General features: G+C 54.3%; 18 protein-coding genes and 4 tRNA genes. 17 read left to right on the top strand and 5 right to left on the bottom strand.

The genetic code is table 11. From position 1 onward, the window contains the following. Nucleotides 1-4: 4 nt before the first annotated feature. Entirely contained in the window at nucleotides 5-1,273 is a 1,269-nt protein-coding gene (gene rhlB / locus PYW49_RS23045) for an ATP-dependent RNA helicase RhlB (RefSeq protein WP_047345477.1), read from the bottom strand. Between the two features lie 144 nt (nucleotides 1,274-1,417). On the opposite strand from rhlB, the gene trxA reads away from it, so the two are divergent. The 17 genes from trxA to PYW49_RS22960 all read left to right on the top strand — a co-directional run bounded on the left by trxA (nucleotide 1,418) and on the right by PYW49_RS22960 (nucleotide 16,575). Further along, nucleotides 1,418-1,747, top strand: a complete 330-nt coding sequence (trxA, locus tag PYW49_RS23040; RefSeq protein ID WP_006179218.1) for a thioredoxin TrxA — start codon at nucleotides 1,418-1,420, stop codon at nucleotides 1,745-1,747. Between the two features lie 345 nt (nucleotides 1,748-2,092). Beyond that, nucleotides 2,093-3,352 carry a transcription termination factor Rho gene (rho, locus tag PYW49_RS23035; protein ID WP_134348939.1) on the top strand — a complete coding sequence of 420 codons (1,260 nt, stop codon included), beginning with the start codon at nucleotides 2,093-2,095 and terminating at the stop codon, nucleotides 3,350-3,352. Between the two features lie 241 nt (nucleotides 3,353-3,593). Then, nucleotides 3,594-4,697, top strand: a complete 1,104-nt coding sequence (wecA, locus tag PYW49_RS23030; RefSeq protein ID WP_134348940.1) for a UDP-N-acetylglucosamine--undecaprenyl-phosphate N-acetylglucosaminephosphotransferase — start codon at nucleotides 3,594-3,596, stop codon at nucleotides 4,695-4,697. Nucleotides 4,698-4,710: 13 nt separating this feature from the next. Further along, complete coding sequence (gene wzzE / locus PYW49_RS23025) at nucleotides 4,711-5,757, top strand: ECA polysaccharide chain length modulation protein (RefSeq protein ID WP_134348941.1); 1,047 nt, start codon at nucleotides 4,711-4,713, stop codon at nucleotides 5,755-5,757. 56 nt (nucleotides 5,758-5,813) lie between these two features. Beyond that, a complete protein-coding gene (wecB, locus tag PYW49_RS23020; RefSeq protein ID WP_134348942.1) occupies nucleotides 5,814-6,944 on the top strand; it encodes a non-hydrolyzing UDP-N-acetylglucosamine 2-epimerase in 1,131 nt (376 codons plus the stop codon). After that, complete coding sequence (gene wecC / locus PYW49_RS23015) at nucleotides 6,941-8,203, top strand: UDP-N-acetyl-D-mannosamine dehydrogenase (protein WP_320387645.1); 1,263 nt, start codon at nucleotides 6,941-6,943, stop codon at nucleotides 8,201-8,203. Before wecB ends, wecC begins: the two co-directional genes overlap by 4 nt. Beyond that, nucleotides 8,200-8,877, top strand: coding sequence for a dTDP-4-amino-4,6-dideoxy-D-galactose acyltransferase (gene rffC, locus PYW49_RS23010; RefSeq protein ID WP_320387644.1), 678 nt, complete (start codon nucleotides 8,200-8,202; stop codon nucleotides 8,875-8,877). Before wecC ends, rffC begins: the two co-directional genes overlap by 4 nt. A gap of 4 nt (nucleotides 8,878-8,881) precedes the next feature. Further along, complete coding sequence (rffA, locus tag PYW49_RS23005) at nucleotides 8,882-10,012, top strand: dTDP-4-amino-4,6-dideoxygalactose transaminase (RefSeq protein WP_134348945.1); 1,131 nt, start codon at nucleotides 8,882-8,884, stop codon at nucleotides 10,010-10,012. Between the two features lies 1 nt (nucleotide 10,013). Beyond that, nucleotides 10,014-11,264 carry a lipid III flippase WzxE gene (gene wzxE, locus PYW49_RS23000; protein ID WP_320387642.1) on the top strand — a complete coding sequence of 417 codons (1,251 nt, stop codon included), beginning with the start codon at nucleotides 10,014-10,016 and terminating at the stop codon, nucleotides 11,262-11,264. Further along, on the top strand, nucleotides 11,261-12,340 hold the full coding sequence (locus tag PYW49_RS22995; protein WP_134348947.1) for a TDP-N-acetylfucosamine:lipid II N-acetylfucosaminyltransferase: 1,080 nt from the start codon (nucleotides 11,261-11,263) through the stop codon (nucleotides 12,338-12,340). Before wzxE ends, PYW49_RS22995 begins: the two co-directional genes overlap by 4 nt. After that, complete coding sequence (wzyE, locus tag PYW49_RS22990) at nucleotides 12,337-13,689, top strand: ECA oligosaccharide polymerase (RefSeq protein ID WP_320387640.1); 1,353 nt, start codon at nucleotides 12,337-12,339, stop codon at nucleotides 13,687-13,689. The genes PYW49_RS22995 and wzyE overlap by 4 nt, the downstream gene beginning before the upstream one ends. 12 nt (nucleotides 13,690-13,701) lie before the next feature. After that, the gene (wecG, locus tag PYW49_RS22985; protein ID WP_134348949.1) at nucleotides 13,702-14,442 is read left to right on the top strand and encodes a lipopolysaccharide N-acetylmannosaminouronosyltransferase; all 741 of its coding nucleotides are present in this window, start codon (nucleotides 13,702-13,704) and stop codon (nucleotides 14,440-14,442) included. A 197-nt stretch (nucleotides 14,443-14,639) separates the two neighbouring features. Further along, complete coding sequence (gene thrP, locus PYW49_RS22980) at nucleotides 14,640-16,025, top strand: bifunctional threonine/serine APC transporter ThrP (protein ID WP_134348950.1); 1,386 nt, start codon at nucleotides 14,640-14,642, stop codon at nucleotides 16,023-16,025. Nucleotides 16,026-16,127: 102 nt separating this feature from the next. Then, nucleotides 16,128-16,204 (top strand) — tRNA-Arg (locus PYW49_RS22975). A 64-nt stretch (nucleotides 16,205-16,268) separates the two neighbouring features. Then, nucleotides 16,269-16,344, top strand: a tRNA-His gene (locus PYW49_RS22970). A gap of 21 nt (nucleotides 16,345-16,365) precedes the next feature. Continuing rightward, nucleotides 16,366-16,451: transfer RNA gene (locus PYW49_RS22965), tRNA-Leu, on the top strand. A gap of 47 nt (nucleotides 16,452-16,498) precedes the next feature. After that, nucleotides 16,499-16,575: transfer RNA gene (locus tag PYW49_RS22960), tRNA-Pro, on the top strand. 540 nt (nucleotides 16,576-17,115) lie between these two features. Here the strand turns inward: PYW49_RS22960 and hemY are convergent. The 4 genes from hemY to hemC are packed head-to-tail and all read right to left on the bottom strand — an operon-like array spanning nucleotide 17,116 to nucleotide 21,219. Then, on the bottom strand, nucleotides 17,116-18,315 hold the full coding sequence (gene hemY / locus PYW49_RS22955; protein ID WP_134348951.1) for a protoheme IX biogenesis protein HemY: 1,200 nt from the start codon (nucleotides 18,313-18,315) through the stop codon (nucleotides 17,116-17,118). 2 nt (nucleotides 18,316-18,317) lie between these two features. After that, a complete protein-coding gene (gene hemX / locus PYW49_RS22950) occupies nucleotides 18,318-19,520 on the bottom strand; it encodes a uroporphyrinogen-III C-methyltransferase (protein ID WP_134348952.1) in 1,203 nt (400 codons plus the stop codon). A gap of 20 nt (nucleotides 19,521-19,540) precedes the next feature. After that, a complete protein-coding gene (gene hemD, locus PYW49_RS22945; protein ID WP_320387638.1) occupies nucleotides 19,541-20,281 on the bottom strand; it encodes a uroporphyrinogen-III synthase in 741 nt (246 codons plus the stop codon). Next, entirely contained in the window at nucleotides 20,278-21,219 is a 942-nt protein-coding gene (gene hemC, locus PYW49_RS22940; protein ID WP_134348954.1) for a hydroxymethylbilane synthase, read from the bottom strand. The genes hemD and hemC overlap by 4 nt, the downstream gene beginning before the upstream one ends. Nucleotides 21,220-21,438: the final 219 nt, after the last annotated feature.

The following is a 21,438-nucleotide window of genomic DNA, read 5'->3' as shown; positions in this document are numbered from 1 at the left end:
TTTCTTAACCTGAACGACGACGATTACGCGGTGCGCCGCCTGAACGGCGCGGACCATTGCCGGAGCGTGGGCGGGTAAGACGCTTAGGCGGCGGCAGTTCGCTTAACAGCGCTTCCGGGTTGTATTTGCTCTGCGGAATAGAGTGACCGATGTAAGTCTCAATGGCTGGAAGATTCAGCGCATACTCTTCACACGCAAGGCTAATAGAGTGACCGCTTGCGCCCGCACGACCGGTACGACCGATACGGTGTACATAGTCTTCGCAGTCGTCTGGCAGGTCATAGTTAAACACGTGCGTCACGGCTGGAATGTGCAAACCACGTGCTGCCACGTCGGTTGCGACCAGAATATCGAGATCGCCACGGGTAAACTCTTCGAGAATACGCAGGCGTTTTTTCTGCGCCACGTCGCCGGTCAACAGGCCAACGCGGTGACCGTCTGCAGCCAGATGGCCCCAGATGTCTTCACAACGGTGTTTGGTGTTTGCGAAGATAATGGCGCGATCTGGCCACTCTTCTTCAATCAACGTTTGCAGCAGACGCATTTTCTCTTCATTAGAAGGATAGAAGAGTTCTTCTTTAATGCGGTGACCCGTTTTCTGCTCAGGTTCCACTTCCACATATTCGGCGTTGTTCATCTGTTCGAACGCCAGTTCGCGAACGCGGTACGAGAGGGTTGCAGAGAACAGCATATTCAGACGCTGGTTGGCCGGAGGCATACGGCGGAACAGCCAGCGGATATCTTTAATGAAGCCCAGATCGTACATGCGGTCAGCTTCATCGAGCACCACAACCTGGATTGCGCCAAGGTTAATGTGGTTCTGTTTGGCGTAATCGATAAGACGGCCGGTGGTACCGATGAGGATATCCACACCGCTTTCCAGCACTTTCAGTTGCTTATCGTAGCCATCGCCGCCATAGGCCAGGCCAAGCTTGAGGCCGGTAGCCTGCGCCAGGGGTTCAGCGTCTGCGTGGATCTGTACCGCCAGTTCTCGCGTCGGGGCCATAATTAGCGCGCGCGGCTGGTTAACTTTGCGGTCTGCAATCGCTGGGTGAGAAAGTAAATAATGAAACGTTGACGTCAAAAACGCCATCGTTTTGCCAGTACCGGTTTGCGCCTGCCCTGCAACATCGCGACCGGCCAGCGTCAGCGGCAGTGCGAGGGCCTGAATGGGCGTGCAGTTATGAAACCCTTTATTTTCAAGGGCTTCAATTACCTTTGCGTGCAGGGCGAAGTCGGAAAACTTCTGTTCTGTTAAATGTGTTTTGCTCATAGTGTGGTAGAATATCAGCTTACTATTGCTTTACGAAAGCGTATCCGGTGAAATAAAGTCAACCTTTAGTTGGTTAATGCGACATCAACACGTCGTTGGTGGAGACAAAACCAACGTACCAGGCTTATTCCTGTGGAGTTATATATGAGCGATAAAATTATTCACCTGACTGACGACAGTTTTGACACGGACGTACTTAAGGCTGACGGGCTGATCCTCGTCGATTTCTGGGCTGAATGGTGTGGTCCTTGCAAAATGATCGCCCCGATTCTGGATGAGATCGCCGACGAATATCAGGGCAAACTGACCGTTGCCAAGCTGAACATCGACCAGAACCCGGGCACCGCACCAAAATACGGTATCCGTGGCATTCCGACCCTGCTGCTGTTCAAAAACGGTGAAGTGGCGGCGACCAAAGTGGGCGCGCTGTCCAAAGGTCAACTGAAAGAGTTCCTGGACGCTAACCTGGCGTAAGGTTTCTCCGCTGTGCGTCCAGAGCATCTGGCTAAATGATGTGGAACTCTGGACGCCCGGCTGAAGTCGTGCTAAGTTAGCTATGACTTCGTTTTAAACATATCTTGTTGTTTGAATCTTGTTTTACCCGATACTTCCCGCTGTTGACATAAACAGTGCGTGAAGTGGCTAAATTCCGGGCTTGTCACTCAATCCGTCTTGTCGTTTCAGTTCTGCGTTCTTTCCCTGTGACCAGACAGCGAACAGACATGAGGTGATGGCCGCTAAACAGGCATGGATGACCCTGCCATACCATTCACAACATTAAGTTCGAGAATCACCCCGAGTTTAAGAACCCACACCATTATGAATCTTACCGAATTAAAGAATACGCCGGTTTCTGACCTGATCACTCTCGGCGAAAATATGGGGCTGGAAAACCAGGCTCGTATGCGCAAGCAGGACATCATTTTCGCCATCCTGAAGCAGCACGCTAAGAGTGGCGAAGATATCTTTGGCGACGGTGTGCTGGAGATATTGCAAGACGGATTTGGTTTCCTCCGCTCTGCAGACAGCTCCTACCTCGCCGGCCCTGACGACATCTACGTATCCCCTAGCCAAATCCGCCGTTTCAACCTCCGCACTGGTGACACCATTTCAGGTAAGATTCGTCCTCCTAAAGAGGGTGAACGCTACTTTGCGTTGTTGAAAGTTAACGAAGTTAACTACGACAAACCGGAAAACTCGCGTAATAAGATCCTCTTTGAGAACTTAACGCCGCTGCATGCGAACTCTCGTCTGCGCATGGAGCGTGGTAACGGTTCTACCGAAGACTTAACCGCTCGCGTTCTGGATCTGGCCTCACCAATTGGTCGTGGTCAGCGTGGCCTGATTGTGGCGCCGCCAAAAGCGGGTAAAACCATGCTGCTGCAGAACATCGCGCAGAGCATCGCCTATAACCACCCAGACTGCGTGCTGATGGTACTGCTGATTGACGAACGTCCGGAAGAAGTGACCGAGATGCAGCGTCTGGTTAAAGGTGAAGTTGTGGCTTCTACCTTTGATGAACCGGCATCTCGCCACGTTCAGGTCGCAGAAATGGTTATCGAGAAGGCGAAACGCCTGGTTGAGCACAAGAAAGACGTGATCATCCTGCTCGACTCCATTACGCGTCTGGCGCGTGCCTACAACACCGTTGTCCCGGCTTCCGGTAAAGTACTGACCGGTGGTGTGGACGCTAACGCCCTGCATCGTCCGAAACGCTTCTTCGGTGCAGCACGTAACGTGGAAGAGGGCGGCAGCCTGACCATCATCGCGACGGCGCTGATCGATACTGGTTCCAAAATGGACGAAGTCATTTACGAAGAGTTTAAAGGTACAGGTAACATGGAACTGCACCTCTCTCGTAAAATTGCTGAGAAACGCGTCTTCCCGGCAATTGACTACAACCGTTCCGGTACCCGTAAAGAAGAGCTGCTCACCACGCAGGAAGAGCTGCAGAAAATGTGGATCCTGCGCAAAATCATCCATCCAATGGGTGAGATTGACGCGATGGAGTTCCTCATTAACAAACTGGCGATGACCAAAACAAACGACGATTTCTTCGACATGATGAAACGCTCGTAACGCAAATAAAGCCAGTGAACGCCACGTTTTTACGTGGCGTTTTTCTTTTATGGACTATACGCTAGTACCACCTACTCCCAATTTTGACCGGTCGGTGCGACAATAAGATTAATCGCACAGTAAAAACATTAATAGCTTGAATAATAAACAAATGGAATTGTGAGAGGTTTACTTTATACCTTCAGGCTCAGCGCCTTCATGGTTATACTTCCTTGACTAACATTTGTTGAGAACATCCATTGTGAACCTACTTGATACGTTTACTGAGCTAACCAGTATTTTCTTGTTTACCACCTGCTTTTTGTTTTTGGCCCGTAAGGTGGCGAAATATCTGGGATTAGTGGATAAACCCAACTTCCGTAAGCGCCATCAAGGTATGATTCCTCTGGTCGGGGGTATTTCTGTTTTCGCGGGTATCTGCTTTACATTTGCAATCGCTGATTACTACATTCCGCATGCCCGGTTGTACCTGACCTGCGCGACGATACTTGTCGTGGTTGGTGCTCTTGACGATCGTTACGATATTAGCGTCAAAATCCGCGCCTTCGTCCAGGCTGCGGTCGCTATCGCCATGATGGTATTCGCAAAGTTACATTTGAGTAGTCTGGGCTATATATTTGGTTCCTGGGAGATGGTGCTCGGCCCGTTCGGCTATTTTCTGACACTTTTTGCGGTATGGGTGGCGATTAATGCCTTCAACATGGTTGACGGTATTGATGGTTTGCTGGGCGGATTGTCCTGCGTCTCATTTGCTGCAATAGGTTTCATTTTATGGTTCGATGGACAATATAGCCTTGCGATGTGGTGTTTCGCCATGATTGCGGCCATCCTGCCTTATATCTTGTTAAATCTTGGTGCTTTGGGTCGGCGCTATAAAGTATTTATGGGTGATGCGGGCAGCACGCTTATCGGTTTTACTATCATCTGGATCTTGTTGGAAACCACTCAGGGTAACGTACACCCGATCAGCCCGGTAACGGCGTTATGGATTATCGCTATCCCTTTAATGGATATGGTCGCGATTATGTATCGTCGTCTACGTAAAGGGATGAGTCCTTTCTCTGCTGACCGTCAGCATATTCATCATTTGATCATGCGAGCTGGATTCACTTCTCGGCAGGCATTTGTGCTTATTACACTGGCGGCTGCTATTCTTGCGGGGGTTGGCGTGACGGCGGAATATACTCATTTTGTGCCTGAGTGGGCCATGTTGGTATTGTTCTTGCTTGCTTTTTCACTCTATGGCTACTGCATTAAGCGCGCATGGAAAGTAGCGCGATTCGTAAAACGCATTAAACGCAGGATGCGTCGTAACAGTGGCAAAAATACAACATTAACTAAGTAAAACCGGGACTATGATGACTCAACCGTTGGCGGGAGCGAAATCAGTGGTAACTGAGAATGAACTGGATATTCGCGGTTTGTTTCGCGTGTTATGGGCAGGCAAACTTTGGATTGCGGGGATCGCGCTGGGGTTTGCACTGTTAGCGCTGGCCTACACTTTCTTTGCAAAACAAGAGTGGAGCGCCACGGCAATCACAGACAGACCAACGGTTAACATGCTTGGGGGATACTATTCCCAGCAGCAATTCCTGCGAAACCTGGATATCAAAGCCAGTCTTGCCACGCCAGACCAGGCCTCCGTTATGGATGAAGCTTATAAAGAATTTGTGATGCAACTGGCTTCGTGGGATACGCGCCGCGATTTCTGGTCCCAGACGGATTATTACAAGCAACGCATGGTGGGTAACAGCAAGGTTGATGCCGCGCTGTTGGACGATCTGATTAACAATATTCAGTTTATGCCGGGCGATGCGCTGCGTAACGTGAATGATAGCGTCAAGCTGATTGCAGAAACCGCGCCGGATGCCAACAACCTGTTGCGCCAGTATGTCGCGTTTGCCAGCCAGCGTGCCGCAAGCCATCTCAATGAAGAGTTAAATGGTGCCTGGGCAGCTCGTACTATCCAGATGAAAGCACAGGTCAAACGTCAGGAAGAGGTGGCAAAAGCCATTTTTGCTCGCCGCGTACACAATATTGAGCAGGCGCTTAAGATTGCTGAACAGCACAATATTTCCCGTACTGAGACTGACGTGCCGGCTGATGAACTGCCTGACTCAGAGATGTTCCTCCTTGGTCGCCCAATGCTGCAGGCACGCCTGGAAAACCTCCAGGCCGTTGGCCCCGATTTTGACCTCGATTACGATCAAAATCGTGCGATGCTCAATACGCTGAATGTAGGTCCATCCCTGGATCCACGTTTTCAGACCTATCGTTATTTGCGAACGCCTGAAGAGCCTGTAAAACGCGATAGCCCGCGTCGTGCATTCCTGATGATTATGTGGGGCATTGTGGGTGCACTGACGGGCGCTGGCGTGGCGTTAACGCGTCGTCGCAGAAACTAAGAACGCCGTTTACGATGAAGGTTACGGCCTTCATCGCCTAATCGAAGAGAATCGATGTGAAAGTACTTACCGTATTTGGCACCAGGCCGGAGGCCATAAAAATGGCGCCTCTGGTTCATGCGCTGGCCAGCGATCCTGATATAGAAGCGAAAGTGTGCGTCACTGCCCAACACCGTGAGATGCTCGATCAGGTCTTAACGCTCTTTTCCATCGTCCCGGATTACGATCTTAATATTATGAAACCGGGACAGGGGTTGACGGAGATAACCTGTCGCATTCTGCAAGAGCTTAAGCCGATCCTGGAGTCATTCAAGCCTGACGTGGTGCTGGTCCACGGTGACACCACCACCACCGTGGCGACAAGCCTGGCCGCATTTTATCAGCGTATTCCCGTGGGACATGTTGAGGCAGGTCTGCGCACCGGCAATCTTTATTCACCGTGGCCGGAGGAGGCCAACCGTACGCTAACCGGTCATCTGGCGATGTACCATTTTGCGCCAACGGAAAATTCCCGCCAGAACCTGCTGCGTGAAAATATCGCTGAGAACAAAATCTTTGTGACCGGCAATACGGTTATTGATGCTTTGATAGGAGTTCGTGACCGTATATTGGCAAATAGCTCCCTTCAGCAAGACCTCGCTGCCCGCTATCCCTTCCTGCACAACGGTAAAAAAACCATCCTGGTCACCGGTCACCGCCGCGAGAGCTTTGGCCGGGGTTTTGAGCAAATCTGCCATGCGCTGGCTGAAATTGCCGCGCAAAATGAAGATGTGCAGATTGTCTATCCGGTGCATCTCAACCCTAACGTCAGCGAGCCGGTTAACCGCATTCTGGGCCATGTCGACAATGTTCTACTGATTGAACCGCAGGACTACATGCCGTTTGTCTGGCTGATGAACCATGCCTGGCTGATCCTCACCGATTCCGGCGGAATTCAGGAAGAAGCGCCTTCCCTCGGTAAACCGGTGCTGGTGATGCGTGAAACGACCGAGCGTCCGGAAGCCGTCAAAGCGGGAACCGTGCGCCTGGTCGGAACCAACACACAGTTGATTGTCGAAGAGGTCACGCGCCTCCTGCACGACGATGAAGCGTATCAGGCGATGAGCCGAGCCCATAATCCTTATGGTGACGGGCAGGCTTGTGGCCGTATTTTGCATGCACTTAAAAACAATCGGGTATCGCTATGAGTTTTACTACCATCTCTGTCATTGGTCTTGGCTACATCGGCTTGCCCACCGCGGCGGCGTTTGCCTCTCGTCAAAAACAGGTTGTCGGTGTGGATATCAACGCCCGCGCGGTGGAAACCATTAACCGTGGCGAAATTCATATTGTGGAGCCCGATCTCGACCGTGTGGTGAAAGAAGCGGTGGATGGAGGTTTCCTGCGTGCCAGTACAACACCTGTTGAAGCGGATGCGTACCTGATTGCCGTTCCAACGCCTTTTAAAGGTGACCACGAGCCCGACATGGCCTTCGTCGAGGCGGCAGCGAAATCCATTGCACCTGTGCTGAAGAAAGGGGCGCTGGTGATTCTGGAGTCGACCTCTCCCGTCGGTGCTACCGAGCAGATGGCACAGTGGCTGGCCGAAGCGCGCCCTGATTTACGCTTCCCGCAGCAGGCGGGCGAGCAGGCTGATATCAATATCGCCTACTGTCCGGAGCGCGTGCTGCCGGGCCAGGTCATGGTGGAACTGATTAAAAACGACCGCGTCATTGGCGGTATGACGCCAGTCTGTTCCGAGCGTGCCAGCGCGCTGTACAAGATTTTCCTCGAAGGCGAATGCGTGGTGACAAACTCCCGCACCGCTGAGATGTGCAAGCTGACGGAAAACAGCTTCCGGGACGTGAATATCGCCTTCGCGAATGAACTGTCGCTGATCTGCGCCGATCAGGGAATTAACGTCTGGGAGTTGATCAGCCTGGCCAATCGTCATCCGCGCGTAAACATTCTCCAGCCTGGTCCGGGCGTGGGCGGACACTGTATCGCCGTCGACCCATGGTTTATCGTGGCGCAGAATCCTGCGCAGGCTCGTCTGATCCGCACCGCGCGTGAAGTGAACGACAGCAAACCTCACTGGGTGCTCAATCAGGTAAAAACCACGGTGGCGGATTGTCTGGCAGAGAGCGGCAAGCGCGCCAGCGAGCTGAAAATTGCCTGCTTTGGTCTGGCATTTAAACCGAACATTGACGACCTGCGCGAAAGCCCGGCAATGGAAATTGCTGAGATGATTGCCGAATGGCATAAGGGCGAAACGCTGGTGGTCGAGCCAAACATTCATGACCTTCCGGCAAAACTGGCAGGCCACTGCACGCTGACAGCGCTGGACGATGCGCTGGCGACGGCGGATGTGCTGGTGCTGCTGGTGGATCATAAAGAATTTAAAGCGATGTCCGGTACTGCTGTTCGTCAGCAGTATATTGTGGATACCAAAGGCGTCTGGCGGTGAGCAACCTGAATGGGGTACTCGAGCCTCTGCAGTGGGAGAGTACCTTTTTCGGCCTGCCATCGGCTATCGTGCGCCTGCGCGACGATGCGCCAGTACTGACTGAATCGGATTTTACCGCCTGGCAACGGGTGCAGGCTAAGATCCCGGCGGACCGTGCTGACCTGCTTGACGCGCTCCAGCACCACGGTTTTCAGCTGGTTGAAGGTGAGGTAGACCTTTCCATTACCCTTTCCCGCCACGATGCATCTGGCGCGGAAATGGCAACCGAACGGGATATTCCCGTGCTGCGTCAGATGGCGGCCCAGGCGTTCGCGCAGAGCCGCTTTCGCGCGCCCTGGTACGCACCTGACGATAGTGGACGTTTCTACGCCCAGTGGGTGGAGAATGCGGTCAAAGGCACGTTCGACCATGTCTGCCTGGTTTTTCGTGCAGCGGACGGGCAGAACCAGGGATTTGTCTCGCTGCGTAAGCTCAACGAGCGCGAGGCGCGTATTGGCTTATTAGCCGGGCGTGGCATGGGTGAGAAACTGATGCAGGCAGCGCTGCACTGGGCGCAGCAGCAAAAGCTCGTGACGCTGCGGGTGGCGACCCAGGTGGGTAACACCGCCGCGCTTAAACGTTATATTGCGAGTGGTGCCAACATCGACGCCACCGCCTACTGGTTATACAGGTGACAAGATGATTCCATTTAACGCACCCCCCGTCGTCGGAACTGAACTCGACTATATGCAGTCTGCCATGGGCAGCGGCAAACTCTGCGGTGACGGCGGTTTTACCCGTCGCTGTCAGCAGTGGATGGAGCAGCGTTTTCGCAGTGCCAAAGTGCTGCTGACTCCGTCCTGTACGGCATCGCTGGAAATGGCGGCCCTGTTGTTGGATATCCAGCCCGGTGATGAAGTGATTATGCCGAGTTATACCTTCGTCTCCACGGCGAACGCGTTTGTCCTGCGCGGGGCGAAAATCGTCTTTGTGGATATCCGCCCGGATACCATGAACATTGATGAGACGCTGATTGAAGCGGCGATCACTGACAAAACGCGAGCGATTGTTCCGGTTCACTACGCGGGCGTGGCCTGTGAAATGGACACCATCATGGCGCTCGCCAAAAAACATAACCTGTATGTGGTGGAAGATGCTGCGCAGGGTGTGATGTCCACCTACAAGGGACGTGCGCTGGGTACCATCGGTCACATCGGCTGCTTTAGCTTCCACGAAACTAAAAACTACACCGCGGGTGGAGAAGGTGGTGCGACGCTGATTAACGATCGCGCGCTGGTTGAGCGTGCGGAAGTGATCCGCGAAAAAGGCACCAACCGCAGCCAGTTCTTCCGCGGGCAGGTAGACAAATACACCTGGCGCGATATTGGCTCAAGCTATCTGATGGCGGATCTGCAGGCGGCGTACCTGTGGGCGCAGCTGGAAGCGGCGGAACGTATCAACCTTCAGCGTCTTTCCCTGTGGCAAACGTATTACGATGCGCTTGAGCCTCTGGCAAAAGCCGGGCGTATTGAACTGCCAACCATCCCGGCAGACTGCGTCCACAATGCCCACATGTTCTACATCAAGCTGCGCGATAACGACGACCGTAGCCAGCTCATCGCCTGGCTGAAAGAAGCCGAAATTATGGCGGTGTTCCACTATATCCCGCTGCATTCCAGTCCGGCCGGAGAAGCGTTTGGCACGTTTGCGGGTGAAGATCGCTACACTACCAAAGAAAGTGAGCGTTTGCTTCGCCTGCCACTGTTCTATAACCTCGCGCCAGTTAACCAGCGTACGGTGATCAATACCCTTCTGAGCTATTTCGGCTGATATGTCTCTGGCAAAAGCATCGGTGTGGACCGCCGCGTCCACACTTGTAAAAATTGGCGCCGGTCTGCTGGTCGTCAAGCTGTTGGCCGTCTCCTTTGGCCCCTCCGGCGTGGGGCTGGCGGGTAATTTCCGCCAGCTTGTCACCGTCCTTGGCGTGCTGGCGGGTGCCGGTATCTTCAACGGCGTGACCAAATACGTTTCTCAGTACCATGATGATGCGGCTCAGCTTCGCAGGGTGGTGGGCACCTCTTCGGCGATGGTCACGGTTTTTTCGACCCTGATGGCGATAGTCTTTCTGCTGGCGGCGGCCCCCATCAGCCAGGGATTGTTCGGGCACACCCATTATCAGGGGCTGGTGCGTCTGGTTGCGTTGGTTCAGATGGGCATTGCCTGGGCTAACCTGCTGCTGGCGTTGATGAAAGGTTTTCGTGATGCTGCCGGGAACGCCCTTGCCTTAATCCTGGGCAGCGTCATTGGCGTTATTGCTTACTACTTCTGCTATCGCCTCGGTGGCTATGAAGGCGCGCTGCTCGGGCTGGCGCTGGTGCCGGCACTGGTTGTTGTTCCCGCGGCGCTTATGCTGATGCGTCGGGGCGTCATCCCGCTGAGCTACCTGAAACCGCAATGGGATAAGGTGCTTGCCAGCCAGCTGGGTAAATTTACCCTGATGGCGCTCATCACCTCCGTCACGCTACCTGTAGCCTACGTGATGATGCGAAACCTGCTGGCGGCGCATTATAGCTGGGATGAAGTCGGGATCTGGCAGGGAGTAAGCAGCATTTCCGACGCCTACCTCCAGTTTATTACGGCTTCCTTTAGCGTTTATTTGCTGCCAACATTATCGCGTCTGACGTCGAGGCAGGATATCACCCGTGAGATTTTCCGATCTCTGCGCTTTGTGTTGCCGGCTGTTGCGGCTGCCAGCTTTACCGTCTGGTTATTGCGCGATGTCGCCATCTGGCTGCTGTTCTCGGCGAAGTTCACCGCCATGCGCGATCTCTTTGCCTGGCAACTGGTGGGCGATGTGTTGAAAGTGGGTGCTTACGTTTTCGGCTATCTGGTGATTGCAAAAGCGTCCCTGCGGCTGTATATCCTGGCGGAAATTAGCCAGTTCGCATTACTGACCTCGTTCTCGCACTGGTTGATACCCGCACACGGTGCGTTGGGGGCGGCTCAGGCCTACATGGCAACCTATATCGTTTATTTCGCTGCCTGTTGCGGCGTATTTTTATTGTGGCGTAAACGCGCATGACTGCACTGATTCACATCCTGGGATCGGATATCCCACACCATAACCAGACCGTTTTGCGGTTCTTCAACGACGAGCTGGCATCGGGTAATCCTGATGCGCGTGAGTTTATGGTTGCAGGTCAGGATAAGGGCCTGAGTTCAGCATTTCCGACGCTGAAGATCAGCTTCTGGCCGGATAAGGCCACGCTGGCGAAAGCGGTCATTGCCAAAGCCAAAGCGGATCGTGAGCAACGATTCTTCTTTCACGGACAGTTTAATACCGGCCTGTGGCTGGGGCTTCTCAGCGGGGGAATCAAGCCTTCCCAGTGTAGCTGGCATATCTGGGGAGCCGATCTCTACGAAGTCTCCCGCGGCTGGAAATTCCGTCTTTTCTATCCGCTGCGCCGCATGGCACAGGGAAGGGTGGGCTGTGTTTTTGCTACCCGTGGCGATCTCAACTATTTTGCGAAGCAGCACCCGAACGTGCGCGGCGAATTACTCTATTTCCCAACCCGCATGGATCCGTCGCTAAACGCCATGGCGAATGACGCGGTGCGTGAAGGCAAGCTGACGATCCTGGTGGGGAATTCCGGCGATCGCAGTAACGAACATGTGGCAGCGCTCAGAGCGGTGCATCAGCAGTTTGGCGACACGGTGAACGTGGTGGTGCCGATGGGCTATCCCGCCAATAATGACGCCTACATTGATGAGGTTAGCCATCAGGGGCTTGCGTTATTCAGCGCGGATAATTTGCATATTCTGCGGGATAAGCTGGAATTTGATGAGTATCTCGCGTTGCTGAGAAAATGCGACCTCGGGTATTTCATCTTTGCCCGTCAGCAGGGCATTGGCACACTTTGCTTGCTTATTCAGGCAGGGATCCCTTGCGTGCTAAACCGCGACAACCCGTTCTGGCAGGATATGGCCGAACAGCATCTTCCGGTGCTGTTCACCACCGATGTGCTCAATGAAGAGGTTGTTCGGGAAGCACAGCGACAGCTGGCGCTGGTGGATAAAAATTCCATCGACTTCTTTAGCCCGAATTACCTCACGCCGTGGCACCGTGCGCTGCGTATCGCTGCAGGAGACAAAGCATGAGCCAGTTGCAATTCAGCGGGTTGCTGGTCGTTTGGCTCCTGAGCGCCCTGTTTATCGCCACGCTCACCTGGTTCGAATTCCGTCGCGTACGTTTCAACTTTAACGTGTTCTTCTCGTTATTGTTTCTGCTGACGTTCTTTTTCGGTTTCCCGCTGACCAGCATTCTGGTCTTCCGTTTTGACGTGAGCGTCGCGCCCCCGGAAATTCTGCTCCAGGCGCTTCTGGCAGCGACCTGCTTCTATGCGGTGTACTACGTCACCTATAAAACGCGTCTGCGTTCCGTGCAGGCTGCCGCGCCGCGTCGGGCGCTTTTTACCATGAATCGAGTGGAGACCCACCTGACATGGGTGATGTTGATGACGATTGCCCTGGTCAGTGTCGGCATCTTCTTCATGCATAACGGCTTCCTGCTGTTCAAGCTCCACTCCTACAGCCAGATTTTTTCTGCCGAAGTCTCGGGCGTGGCGCTTAAGCGGTTCTTCTACTTCTTCATCCCGGCGATGCTGGTGATCTTCTTCCTGCGCCAGGACAGTAAAGCGTGGCTGTTCTTCCTGGTCAGCACCGTCGCGTTTGGTATTCTGACCTATATGATTGTGGGCGGTACGCGCGCCAATATCATCATCGCCTTCGCCATCTTCCTGTTTATCGGCATCATCCGCGGCTGGATCTCACTGTGGATGCTGGTTGCGGCCGGGGTGTTTGGCATTGTGGGGATGTTCTGGCTGGCGCTGAAGCGGTATGGAATGAACGTGGCAGGTGACGAGGCGTTTTACACGTTCCTTTACCTCACGCGCGATACGTTCTCGCCGTGGGAAAACCTGGCATTACTGCTGCAAAATTACGACAAGATTGATTTCCAGGGGCTGGCGCCGATTGTTCGCGACTTCTACGTCTTTATCCCTTCCTGGCTATGGCCTGACCGGCCTGGCGTGGTGCTGAATACGGCGAACTACTTTACCTGGGAAGTGCTGAACAACCATTCCGGTCTGGCAATCTCCCCTACGCTTATCGGTTCACTGGTGGTGATGGGTGGGGCGTGGTTCATTTTGCCCGGGGCGGTTGCCGTGGGGTTGATTATTAAGTGGTTCGACTGGCTTTACCTGCGCGGCAACGAAGAGACTAATCGCTACAAAGCGGCCATTTTGCACAGCTTCTGCTTTGGTGCCATTTTCAATATGATCGTTCTGGCGCGTGAAGGGCTGGACTCGTTCGTTTCACGCGTGGTGTTCTTTATGGTCGTTTTCGGCGTCTGCCTGTTGCTGGCCAAACTGTTGTACTGGCTGTTTGACAGCGCAGGGCTTGTGCACAAGCGCGAGCGACAGGGCAGCACATCGCTGTCGCAAGTCTGAGTAAGGATAGTAATGACTGATAATATTTCTGCACCGCGCTATGCGCTACGTGGTCTGCAGCTTATTGGCTGGCGCGACATGCAGCACGCGCTGGATTTTCTGTTCGCCGACGGCCAGATGAAATCCGGCACGCTGGTCGCCATCAATGCGGAAAAGATGCTGGCGGTGGAAGATAACGCCGAGGTCAAAAGCCTGATAGAAGCGGCTGAATTCAAATACGCGGACGGGATCAGCGTGGTCCGCTCTATCCGTAAAAAGTTTCCTGATGCTAATGTTTCCCGCGTGGCGGGTGCCGATCTCTGGGAGCAGCTCATGGCTCGCGCAGGCGCGCAGGGCACGCCAGTGTTCCTGATTGGTGGGAAGCCAGAGATACTGGCTCAGACTGAGGAGAAACTGCGTCGTCAATGGAATGTTAATATTGTCGGCAGCCAGGATGGTTACTTCAAACCTGAAGATCGGCTGGCGCTGTTTGAGCGCGTTCGTGACAGCGGGGCGAAAATTGTCACCGTGGCGATGGGCTCCCCGCGCCAGGAGATCCTGATGCGTGACTGCCGTCAGGTTTGTCCGGACGCTCTCTACATGGGCGTCGGCGGCACGTACGACGTCTTTACCGGCCACGTTAAGCGCGCGCCGAAGGTTTGGCAAAATCTGGGGCTGGAATGGTTGTATCGCCTGTTATCGCAACCGACGCGTATTAAACGACAGATCCGTCTGCTTCGCTACCTCGCCTGGCATTACACCGGAAAAATGTAATCAAAATGTAGCGCGATATGCTATTCGCGCTGCAACTCGCCTGCAAAACTGCTGATAATCTGTGCAATGCATTCATTTTTTTAATGCATCGTTTGCCATTTGGCAGATTTTAAGAAACCATTCGCACCGTATTTTAGTACCCCTAAAAAACAATACCCGGTCTTAAGCCGGGAAACAGCAAACACAATCGAGGATCTATGGCAGAGAAAAAACCGGAGCTACAGCGTGGGCTGGAAGCTCGTCATATTGAACTGATAGCGCTGGGCGGCACTATCGGCGTGGGCCTGTTTATGGGCTCTGCAAGCACGCTCAAATGGGCAGGCCCTTCCGTATTACTGGCGTACATTATCGCCGGGTTGTTTGTTTTCTTCATCATGCGTTCCATGGGCGAAATGCTCTTCCTGGAGCCGGTAACCGGCTCCTTTGCCGTTTACGCGCATCGTTATATGAGCCCGTTCTTCGGCTACCTGACGGCCTGGTCATACTGGTTTATGTGGATGGCGGTGGGCATCTCAGAGATCACCGCGATAGGGGTCTACGTCCAGTTCTGGTTCCCGGACATGGTCCAGTGGATACCCGCACTGATTGCCGTGGGACTGGTGGCGCTGGCAAACCTGGCAGCCGTGCGTCTTTATGGTGAAATCGAGTTCTGGTTTGCGATGATCAAAGTCACCACCATCATCGTGATGATTGTCGTCGGCCTGGGCGTGATTTTCTTCGGCTTTGGCAACGGTGGACATGCAATCGGCTTTGGTAACCTGACCGAAAACGGCGGCTTCTTCGCCGGCGGCTGGAAGGGCTTCCTGACGGCGCTGTGTATCGTTGTGGCCTCGTATCAGGGCGTGGAGCTGATTGGCATTACCGCCGGTGAAGCGAAAAACCCGCAGGTTACGCTGCGTAGCGCGGTGGGCAAAGTGCTGTGGCGTATCCTGATTTTCTATGTGGGCGCGATCTTCGTCATCGTGACTATCTTCCCATGGAACGAAATTGGCACGACGGGGAGCCCGTTTGTTTTAACCTTCGCCAAAATTGGTATCACGGCGGCGGCGGGTATCATCAACTTTGTCGTCCTTACGGCAGCGTTGTCAGGCTGTAACAGCGGAATGTACAGCTGCGGGCGTATGCTCTATGCGCTCTCGAAGAATAACCAGCTGCCTGCGGCGATGAGCAGAGTCTCACGTGTCGGCGTTCCTGTCGCGGGTGTAGCAGTATCCATTGTGATCCTGCTGATTGGCTCTTGCCTGAATTACATCATTCCTAATCCGCAGCGCGTGTTCGTTTACGTCTATAGCGCCAGCGTACTGCCGGGCATGGTGCCGTGGTTTGTGATCCTCATCAGCCAGCTGCGTTTCCGTCATGCGCATAAAAAGGCGATTGAAAGCCATCCGTTCCGGTCAATTCTGTTCCCCTATGCGAACTATTTGACGATGGCGTTCCTGATTTGCGTATTAATCGGAATGTACTTTAATGAAGATACCCGCATGTCGCTGTTTGTCGGGGTGATCTTCCTGGCGGCAGTGACAGCTGCCTATAAGCTTTTTGGCCTGGGTCGCCGTGCCACCACGCAGAAAGTGGAGGAATAAGCGGCAAAATGTGCAAACCATAACCAAACGCGCATTTTTTTCAAAAAAGCACTAGACAGCGGGGACGGAGGTACGTAATATCCAGCCCCGCAACGGCGCTAAGCGCCCGTAGCTCAGCTGGATAGAGCGCTGCCCTCCGGAGGCAGAGGTCTCAGGTTCGAATCCTGTCGGGCGCACCATTTACCCGGTGCTAGAGCTGCGGTGGTCTGAGAAGTAGTCAGTACCGCGTGAAAGAATACAGTGGTGGCTATAGCTCAGTTGGTAGAGCCCTGGATTGTGATTCCAGTTGTCGTGGGTTCGAATCCCATTAGCCACCCCATTATTGAAAGAGTTGTGAATTGCGAAGGTGGCGGAATTGGTAGACGCGCTAGCTTCAGGTGTTAGTGTCCTTTGGATGTGGGGGTTCGAGTCCCCCCCCTCGCACCACGACTTTTAAAATGAATTGAACTAAAAATTCAAAAAAAGCAGTACATCGGCGAGTAGCGCAGCTTGGTAGCGCAACTGGTTTGGGACCAGTGGGTCGGAGGTTCGAATCCTCTCTCGCCGACCAATTTTGAACCCCGCTTCGGCGGGGTTTTTTGTTTTCTGCGACTTCTCATCCCTGTAGTGATTCCCCGACAGCGCCCTGTTTCATTGTCGCGATTCAGCGACATATAACCAATTGAAAATAAAAGCATTAATTATCCGTGGGTTTTGCTGTCTCCTCCTGGCGACATATTTCTGCATTTATCGATACGTTGTAGAGCTTAAGACGGTGCTTAACAGCATAATTTCCTTTTATCTTAAAATGTTGCGTCATGTAAAACTTCTGGATGTCATGTTGGCACGTTACGTGCAATAATATACGCGTAGATGCTCATTCCATCTCTTATGTTCGCCTTAGTGCCTCATAAACTCAGGAATGACGCAGAGCCATTTACGGTGCTTATCGTCCACTGACAGATGTCGCTTCGGCCTCATCAGACACCATGGACACAACGTTGAGTGAAGCACCAAATATGTTGTCTTACAGACCTGTTTTAACGCCTGCTTTTATAGCAGGCGTTTTTTTATGGGCGTAAAAAAGGAGGCCATTTGGCCTCCTGATTAATTACTGCTGCGTACCGTTATTTTGCAGCGTCAACAGCAACCCATCACGCCGCATGGCGGCCGCCTCTTCCGGCTTATGCTGCTTGTCCAGCGCATCGGCAAGCCACGCGTAGTCAAAGGCATCCGGACGCTGCTTCAGCGCCGCGCGGAAGGCGAGGCTCGCCTCCTGCCATTCACCGTGCTTCATCAGCGACTGACCGAGTGTGCTCCACAGCAGCGGTCGGTCACCGACGGTTTTAATCTGCTGACGCAGCACTTTCTCGACTTGCTCAGGGTTGTTGGTTTTCAGGCGCGGGATCACCATCACCAGACGATCGTCGTACTGGCGCTTCAGACCGTCGAGGAGAATCTCCTGTGCAGTGTCGTGATCGTCACATTCAATCAGATGTTCCGCCATCGCCACCTGCAAAGGAACCTGCTGGCGCGTTTTACGGCTCTGATTCTTCCACCACGTTTTCAGACCGTCGCTGCCCAGGTCGGCACGCGCCTGATCCATCAGGCCAATCCATGCCAGACGCTGAAGCTCATCACGATGTTCATCATCACCGACCTCGGCCTTTGCCATTGACGGAATGATGTCCAGCAGCGAGCCCCACGCGCCGGTACGAATATAGGCCTGCTCGGCAAGACGCAACACTTCCGGATGACGTGGCGCGACTTCCAGCAGGCGGTCGATGCCGTGGCGAGCCGCGTGATCCTCATTGCGCGCCAGCTGCAGACGAACGCGCGTAATTTCCACCGGAATCGGATCGCCATGCGCCAGCTCTGCCGCCCGTTCCAGGTGCTGATTGGCGCGTGCTTCGTCACCGCGCTGCTGCGCCGCTTCAGCAGCCAGCAGATAGTTCACCACCGGCTGTTCGGCATGATCGGCGTTTTTCGACATCAGCTTTTCAACCTGCTGATAGTCACCCTCGGCGAGCTTAAGCAGAGCCTGTTCGGTCTGTTTGCGGGCGCGGCGGCGCTTACGGCCAACGAACCAGCCGCGCGTATGGGCACCGGTGCGGAAAATACGGCGCAGGATCCACTCCAGAACAAACAGCACCACCACGCCGAGGATCAGAATGATCACTAAGCCCGTAACGCTGGTTTCGATGTTGTAGTTATCGGTCTGGATCAGCACATAGCCTTGATGGCCCGCGAGCATCGGCCCCAGGACGATCCCGGCGATCAGCAGGATAAAGAGTAAGAGGACTTTTAGCATCGTTACTCTCCCTGCGGCGCGCTTTCAGACGCGGGTGCGGAAGCAGGAGCCGCTGCCGCTCCACCCGTCTGCTCTGCCGGTACGCCCGGTTGCGCCAGCAGGTTACGTACGCGCGTCTGCATCAGTTTCTCCAGAATCGGCTGGCTGGCCAGCTTATCCGGCACGTTCATGGTGATGTTCTGCTGGCTCAGTTTATCAATGTCTTCGAGGAAGGCGGTGGTCGTCGCATCATCGGTGTTGTAGTAGGCGCGTACCCACGTTGAGACGTTATCCAGCGCCTGTTTGTAGGTCTCTTCCTGATGACGCGGCACGGCCTGTGCCGCCACCAGCAGGCGGGAGCGAATGTTTTCGCGCAGATAGATATCCTGGTTCGGCGCCAGCAGCGGCACGGCGGTTTCGTCGCGACGGCGGATGGTGATAAAGCTGTCCATAAAGTTCTGCCAGCTTTTTTGCAGGTTCACGCGCCATTCGCTCAGGGAACTGGACAGCTCGGTGCCGTCGGAATCCATCGGGGAGTCGTCGTCGTTGTTATCCGCCAGCTGCAGGTTATCAATCTGATTCGAGAGCTGGTTCACTTTAAGGATAATGCCGTCGTAGTCCACCTGCGAGACGGCGGAGAGGCTGGCGATGTCTTCGGTGATCGCACGGCGTGCGGTGATAAGACTTGGATCGTTCATGTCTGCCAGGCTTGCATCAGCGCTTTTCAGCAGCGCGGCGGCAGTGGTGACGTCTTGATCGCTCCAGAGCTTACGTCCGGCGAGCTTCACCAGGAAGTCAGCCTGTGAGAGCAGCCAGGTTTTGGCATCGGTGCCGGAAATCGTGGCGACTTTCTGCTGCACTTCGCCCAGCTGTTTGGTCAGTTCTTCCTGTTTGCTGTTCGCATCGGCAAGCGCGGCAGCCTGCTGTTTAATCACGGTTTCCAGCTCGGTTTTCTGCGTCTCCTGCGCTTTTTGCAGAGCAGTGAGCTGATTCACCAGCGCATCGCTGGTGGACGTCTGGTTAGCACCCTGTTGTTTCACCAAACCGTACAGACCAACGCCTGCTGCCAGCGCAATGGCGATGGCAATCGCGCTCAGCGTGAGGCTCGTTTTGTTGCTGCCGTTTTTCTTCTCAGCGGTTTTCTCAGTCGTCTCTGGCTGTGGCGTTGTCTCCACAGTCTCCCTGGTCTCTTCAACCACGGCGGAGGATTTATCGTGTTCCGTCATTATGGCTTCCCATTTGAGAGTTATTGTAATGCGCGCAGCAGCGCATCGTTGTCGGCGTTATCAGCGATCCGAATATCATGCCAGCCCAGTTCCCGGGCCTGGTTCGCCAGACGCTCACTGACGACCAGAAGCCGACAGTGGAGTAACCAATTTTCACGATACCATTGCGGTACAAGTGACCAGAGCCGCTGCAGCATTTCACCGCTGGTCACGACCAGGGTCGTAATGCCGCGCGTATGCCAGCGCATCGCCTCTTCTGCACCATCATAATGTTTTGCACAACGCTGGTAACACTCGCAGAACGTGACGTTAGCCCGGCGTTCGCGCAGCGTTTCACCCAACAGTTCGCGTCCGCCGTTACCGCGTAAAATCAGCGCGCGTTTTCCGGCAATGGTTTGTAATTCAGGTAATTGTAGCAAGACTTCACTGATTTCCCGATCTAACGGGTAACGAACATCCGCACCGCTTACGGTATGCAGCGCAAGCGCCGTTGTGCGGCCAATCGCGAAATAGCGTGGGGCGGTTGGCCAGGACAGGCCCTGCTGTTGCAGCTGCGCGTGGGCAAATTCCACGGCATGTTGCGACAACGCAAACAGCAGGTCGCCTTCCTGAAGGGTATTCATCTGGTCGGCGAGCGTAGAGAGCTCCCGACCCGGGGAGAATTCAATGAGCGGAAAACTCCAGGCCACCTGCCCCAGTGCGCGCAGACGGCTCACTAATTGCTCTCCTGCGGGAGAAGGGCGGGTGACGAGAATACTCATGCAGGGGGTTCTCCATTATAAACCTCAGCCAGAATTTCGCGGGCGCCGTTATCCAGTAACTCTTCTGCCAGCGAGACGCCAAGCTGTTCGGCATCTTGCGCTTTACCGCGACGTTCGCCACGCACCATCTGCGAACCGTCCGGGGCGCCCACCAGCGCACGCAGCCACAGTTCGCCGTTCGTCAATTCAGCATAGCTGCCAATCGGAACCTGGCATCCCCCTTCGAGGCGGGTATTCATCGCACGCTCGGCTTTTACGCGGATAGCGGTGTCGTCATGGTTCAGCGGGGCAAGCAGCTCGCGGGTACGCGCATCGTCCAGACGGCACTCAATGCCAACGGCGCCCTGGCCAACGGCTGGCAGCGACAGCTCTGGCGGTAACGCCACGCGAATGCGTTCCTCTAGCCCCAGACGTTTCAGGCCTGCAACAGCGAGAATAATGGCATCGTAATCGCCGTTATCCAGCTTGCCCAGACGCGTGCCGACGTTCCCGCGCAGCGAGCGAATGATCAGGTCAGGACGACGCTCCGCCAGCTGACACTGACGGCGTAAACTGGACGTGCCAACCACGCTACCCTCAGGCAGCGCATCGAGCGAGTCGTAGTGGTTAGAGACAAATGCGTCACGCGGATCTTCGCGCTCGCAGATGGTCACCAGCCCCAGCCCTTCCGGGAACTCAACAGGCACGTCTTTCATCGAATGTACGGCGATATCGGCGCGTTTCTCAAGCAATGCCAGTTCCAGTTCTTTGACAAACAGGCCTTTGCCGCCCACTTTCGCCAGCGGCGTATCCAGGATCACGTCACCGCGCGTGACCATCGGCACCAGCTCGACGCGCAATCCACTGTGGCAGGCTTCAAGGCGCTGCTTAACATAATGTGCCTGCCAGAGCGCGAGAGGGCTTTGGCGTGTGGCAATTCTCAAAACATTGTCTAACATGCTTGTTACCGTCATTATCAATCGCTAACCATCCTAACATTGTTGACTCTGGGATGGCAGTTTTACGGTTGATGAAGAGTGAGAGGGACAAGGCGGCGTATTCGTCAGCCATAGCCGTATTCAGGAATTTACACGTACAGAACGGTGCTACACTTGTATGTAGCGCATCTTTCTTTACGGTCAACCGGCAAGGTGTTAAATTGATCACGTTTTAGACCA

It is taken from the genome of Enterobacter chinensis, from assembly GCF_034008295.1.
Classification (GTDB): domain Bacteria; phylum Pseudomonadota; class Gammaproteobacteria; order Enterobacterales; family Enterobacteriaceae; genus Enterobacter; species Enterobacter chinensis.
This window is presented reverse-complemented; position numbering and strand designations above follow the sequence as displayed.

What these genes read in the sequence shown, in the direction of transcription:
- rhlB (WP_047345477.1), bottom strand. Translation starts at nt 1,273, where the DNA reads ATGAGCAAAACACATTTAACAGAACAGAAGTTTTCCGACTTCGCCCTG.
- trxA (WP_006179218.1), top strand. Translation starts at nt 1,418, where the DNA reads ATGAGCGATAAAATTATTCACCTGACTGACGACAGTTTTGACACGGAC.
- rho (WP_134348939.1), top strand. Translation starts at nt 2,093, where the DNA reads ATGAATCTTACCGAATTAAAGAATACGCCGGTTTCTGACCTGATCACT.
- wzzE (WP_134348941.1), top strand. Translation starts at nt 4,711, where the DNA reads ATGACTCAACCGTTGGCGGGAGCGAAATCAGTGGTAACTGAGAATGAA.
- wecC (WP_320387645.1), top strand. Translation starts at nt 6,941, where the DNA reads ATGAGTTTTACTACCATCTCTGTCATTGGTCTTGGCTACATCGGCTTG.
- rffA (WP_134348945.1), top strand. Translation starts at nt 8,882, where the DNA reads ATGATTCCATTTAACGCACCCCCCGTCGTCGGAACTGAACTCGACTAT.
- wzxE (WP_320387642.1), top strand. Translation starts at nt 10,014, where the DNA reads ATGTCTCTGGCAAAAGCATCGGTGTGGACCGCCGCGTCCACACTTGTA.
- PYW49_RS22995 (WP_134348947.1), top strand. Translation starts at nt 11,261, where the DNA reads ATGACTGCACTGATTCACATCCTGGGATCGGATATCCCACACCATAAC.
- wzyE (WP_320387640.1), top strand. Translation starts at nt 12,337, where the DNA reads ATGAGCCAGTTGCAATTCAGCGGGTTGCTGGTCGTTTGGCTCCTGAGC.
- wecG (WP_134348949.1), top strand. Translation starts at nt 13,702, where the DNA reads ATGACTGATAATATTTCTGCACCGCGCTATGCGCTACGTGGTCTGCAG.
- thrP (WP_134348950.1), top strand. Translation starts at nt 14,640, where the DNA reads ATGGCAGAGAAAAAACCGGAGCTACAGCGTGGGCTGGAAGCTCGTCAT.
- hemY (WP_134348951.1), bottom strand. Translation starts at nt 18,315, where the DNA reads ATGCTAAAAGTCCTCTTACTCTTTATCCTGCTGATCGCCGGGATCGTC.
- hemX (WP_134348952.1), bottom strand. Translation starts at nt 19,520, where the DNA reads ATGACGGAACACGATAAATCCTCCGCCGTGGTTGAAGAGACCAGGGAG.
- hemD (WP_320387638.1), bottom strand. Translation starts at nt 20,281, where the DNA reads ATGAGTATTCTCGTCACCCGCCCTTCTCCCGCAGGAGAGCAATTAGTG.
- hemC (WP_134348954.1), bottom strand. Translation starts at nt 21,219, where the DNA reads ATGTTAGACAATGTTTTGAGAATTGCCACACGCCAAAGCCCTCTCGCG.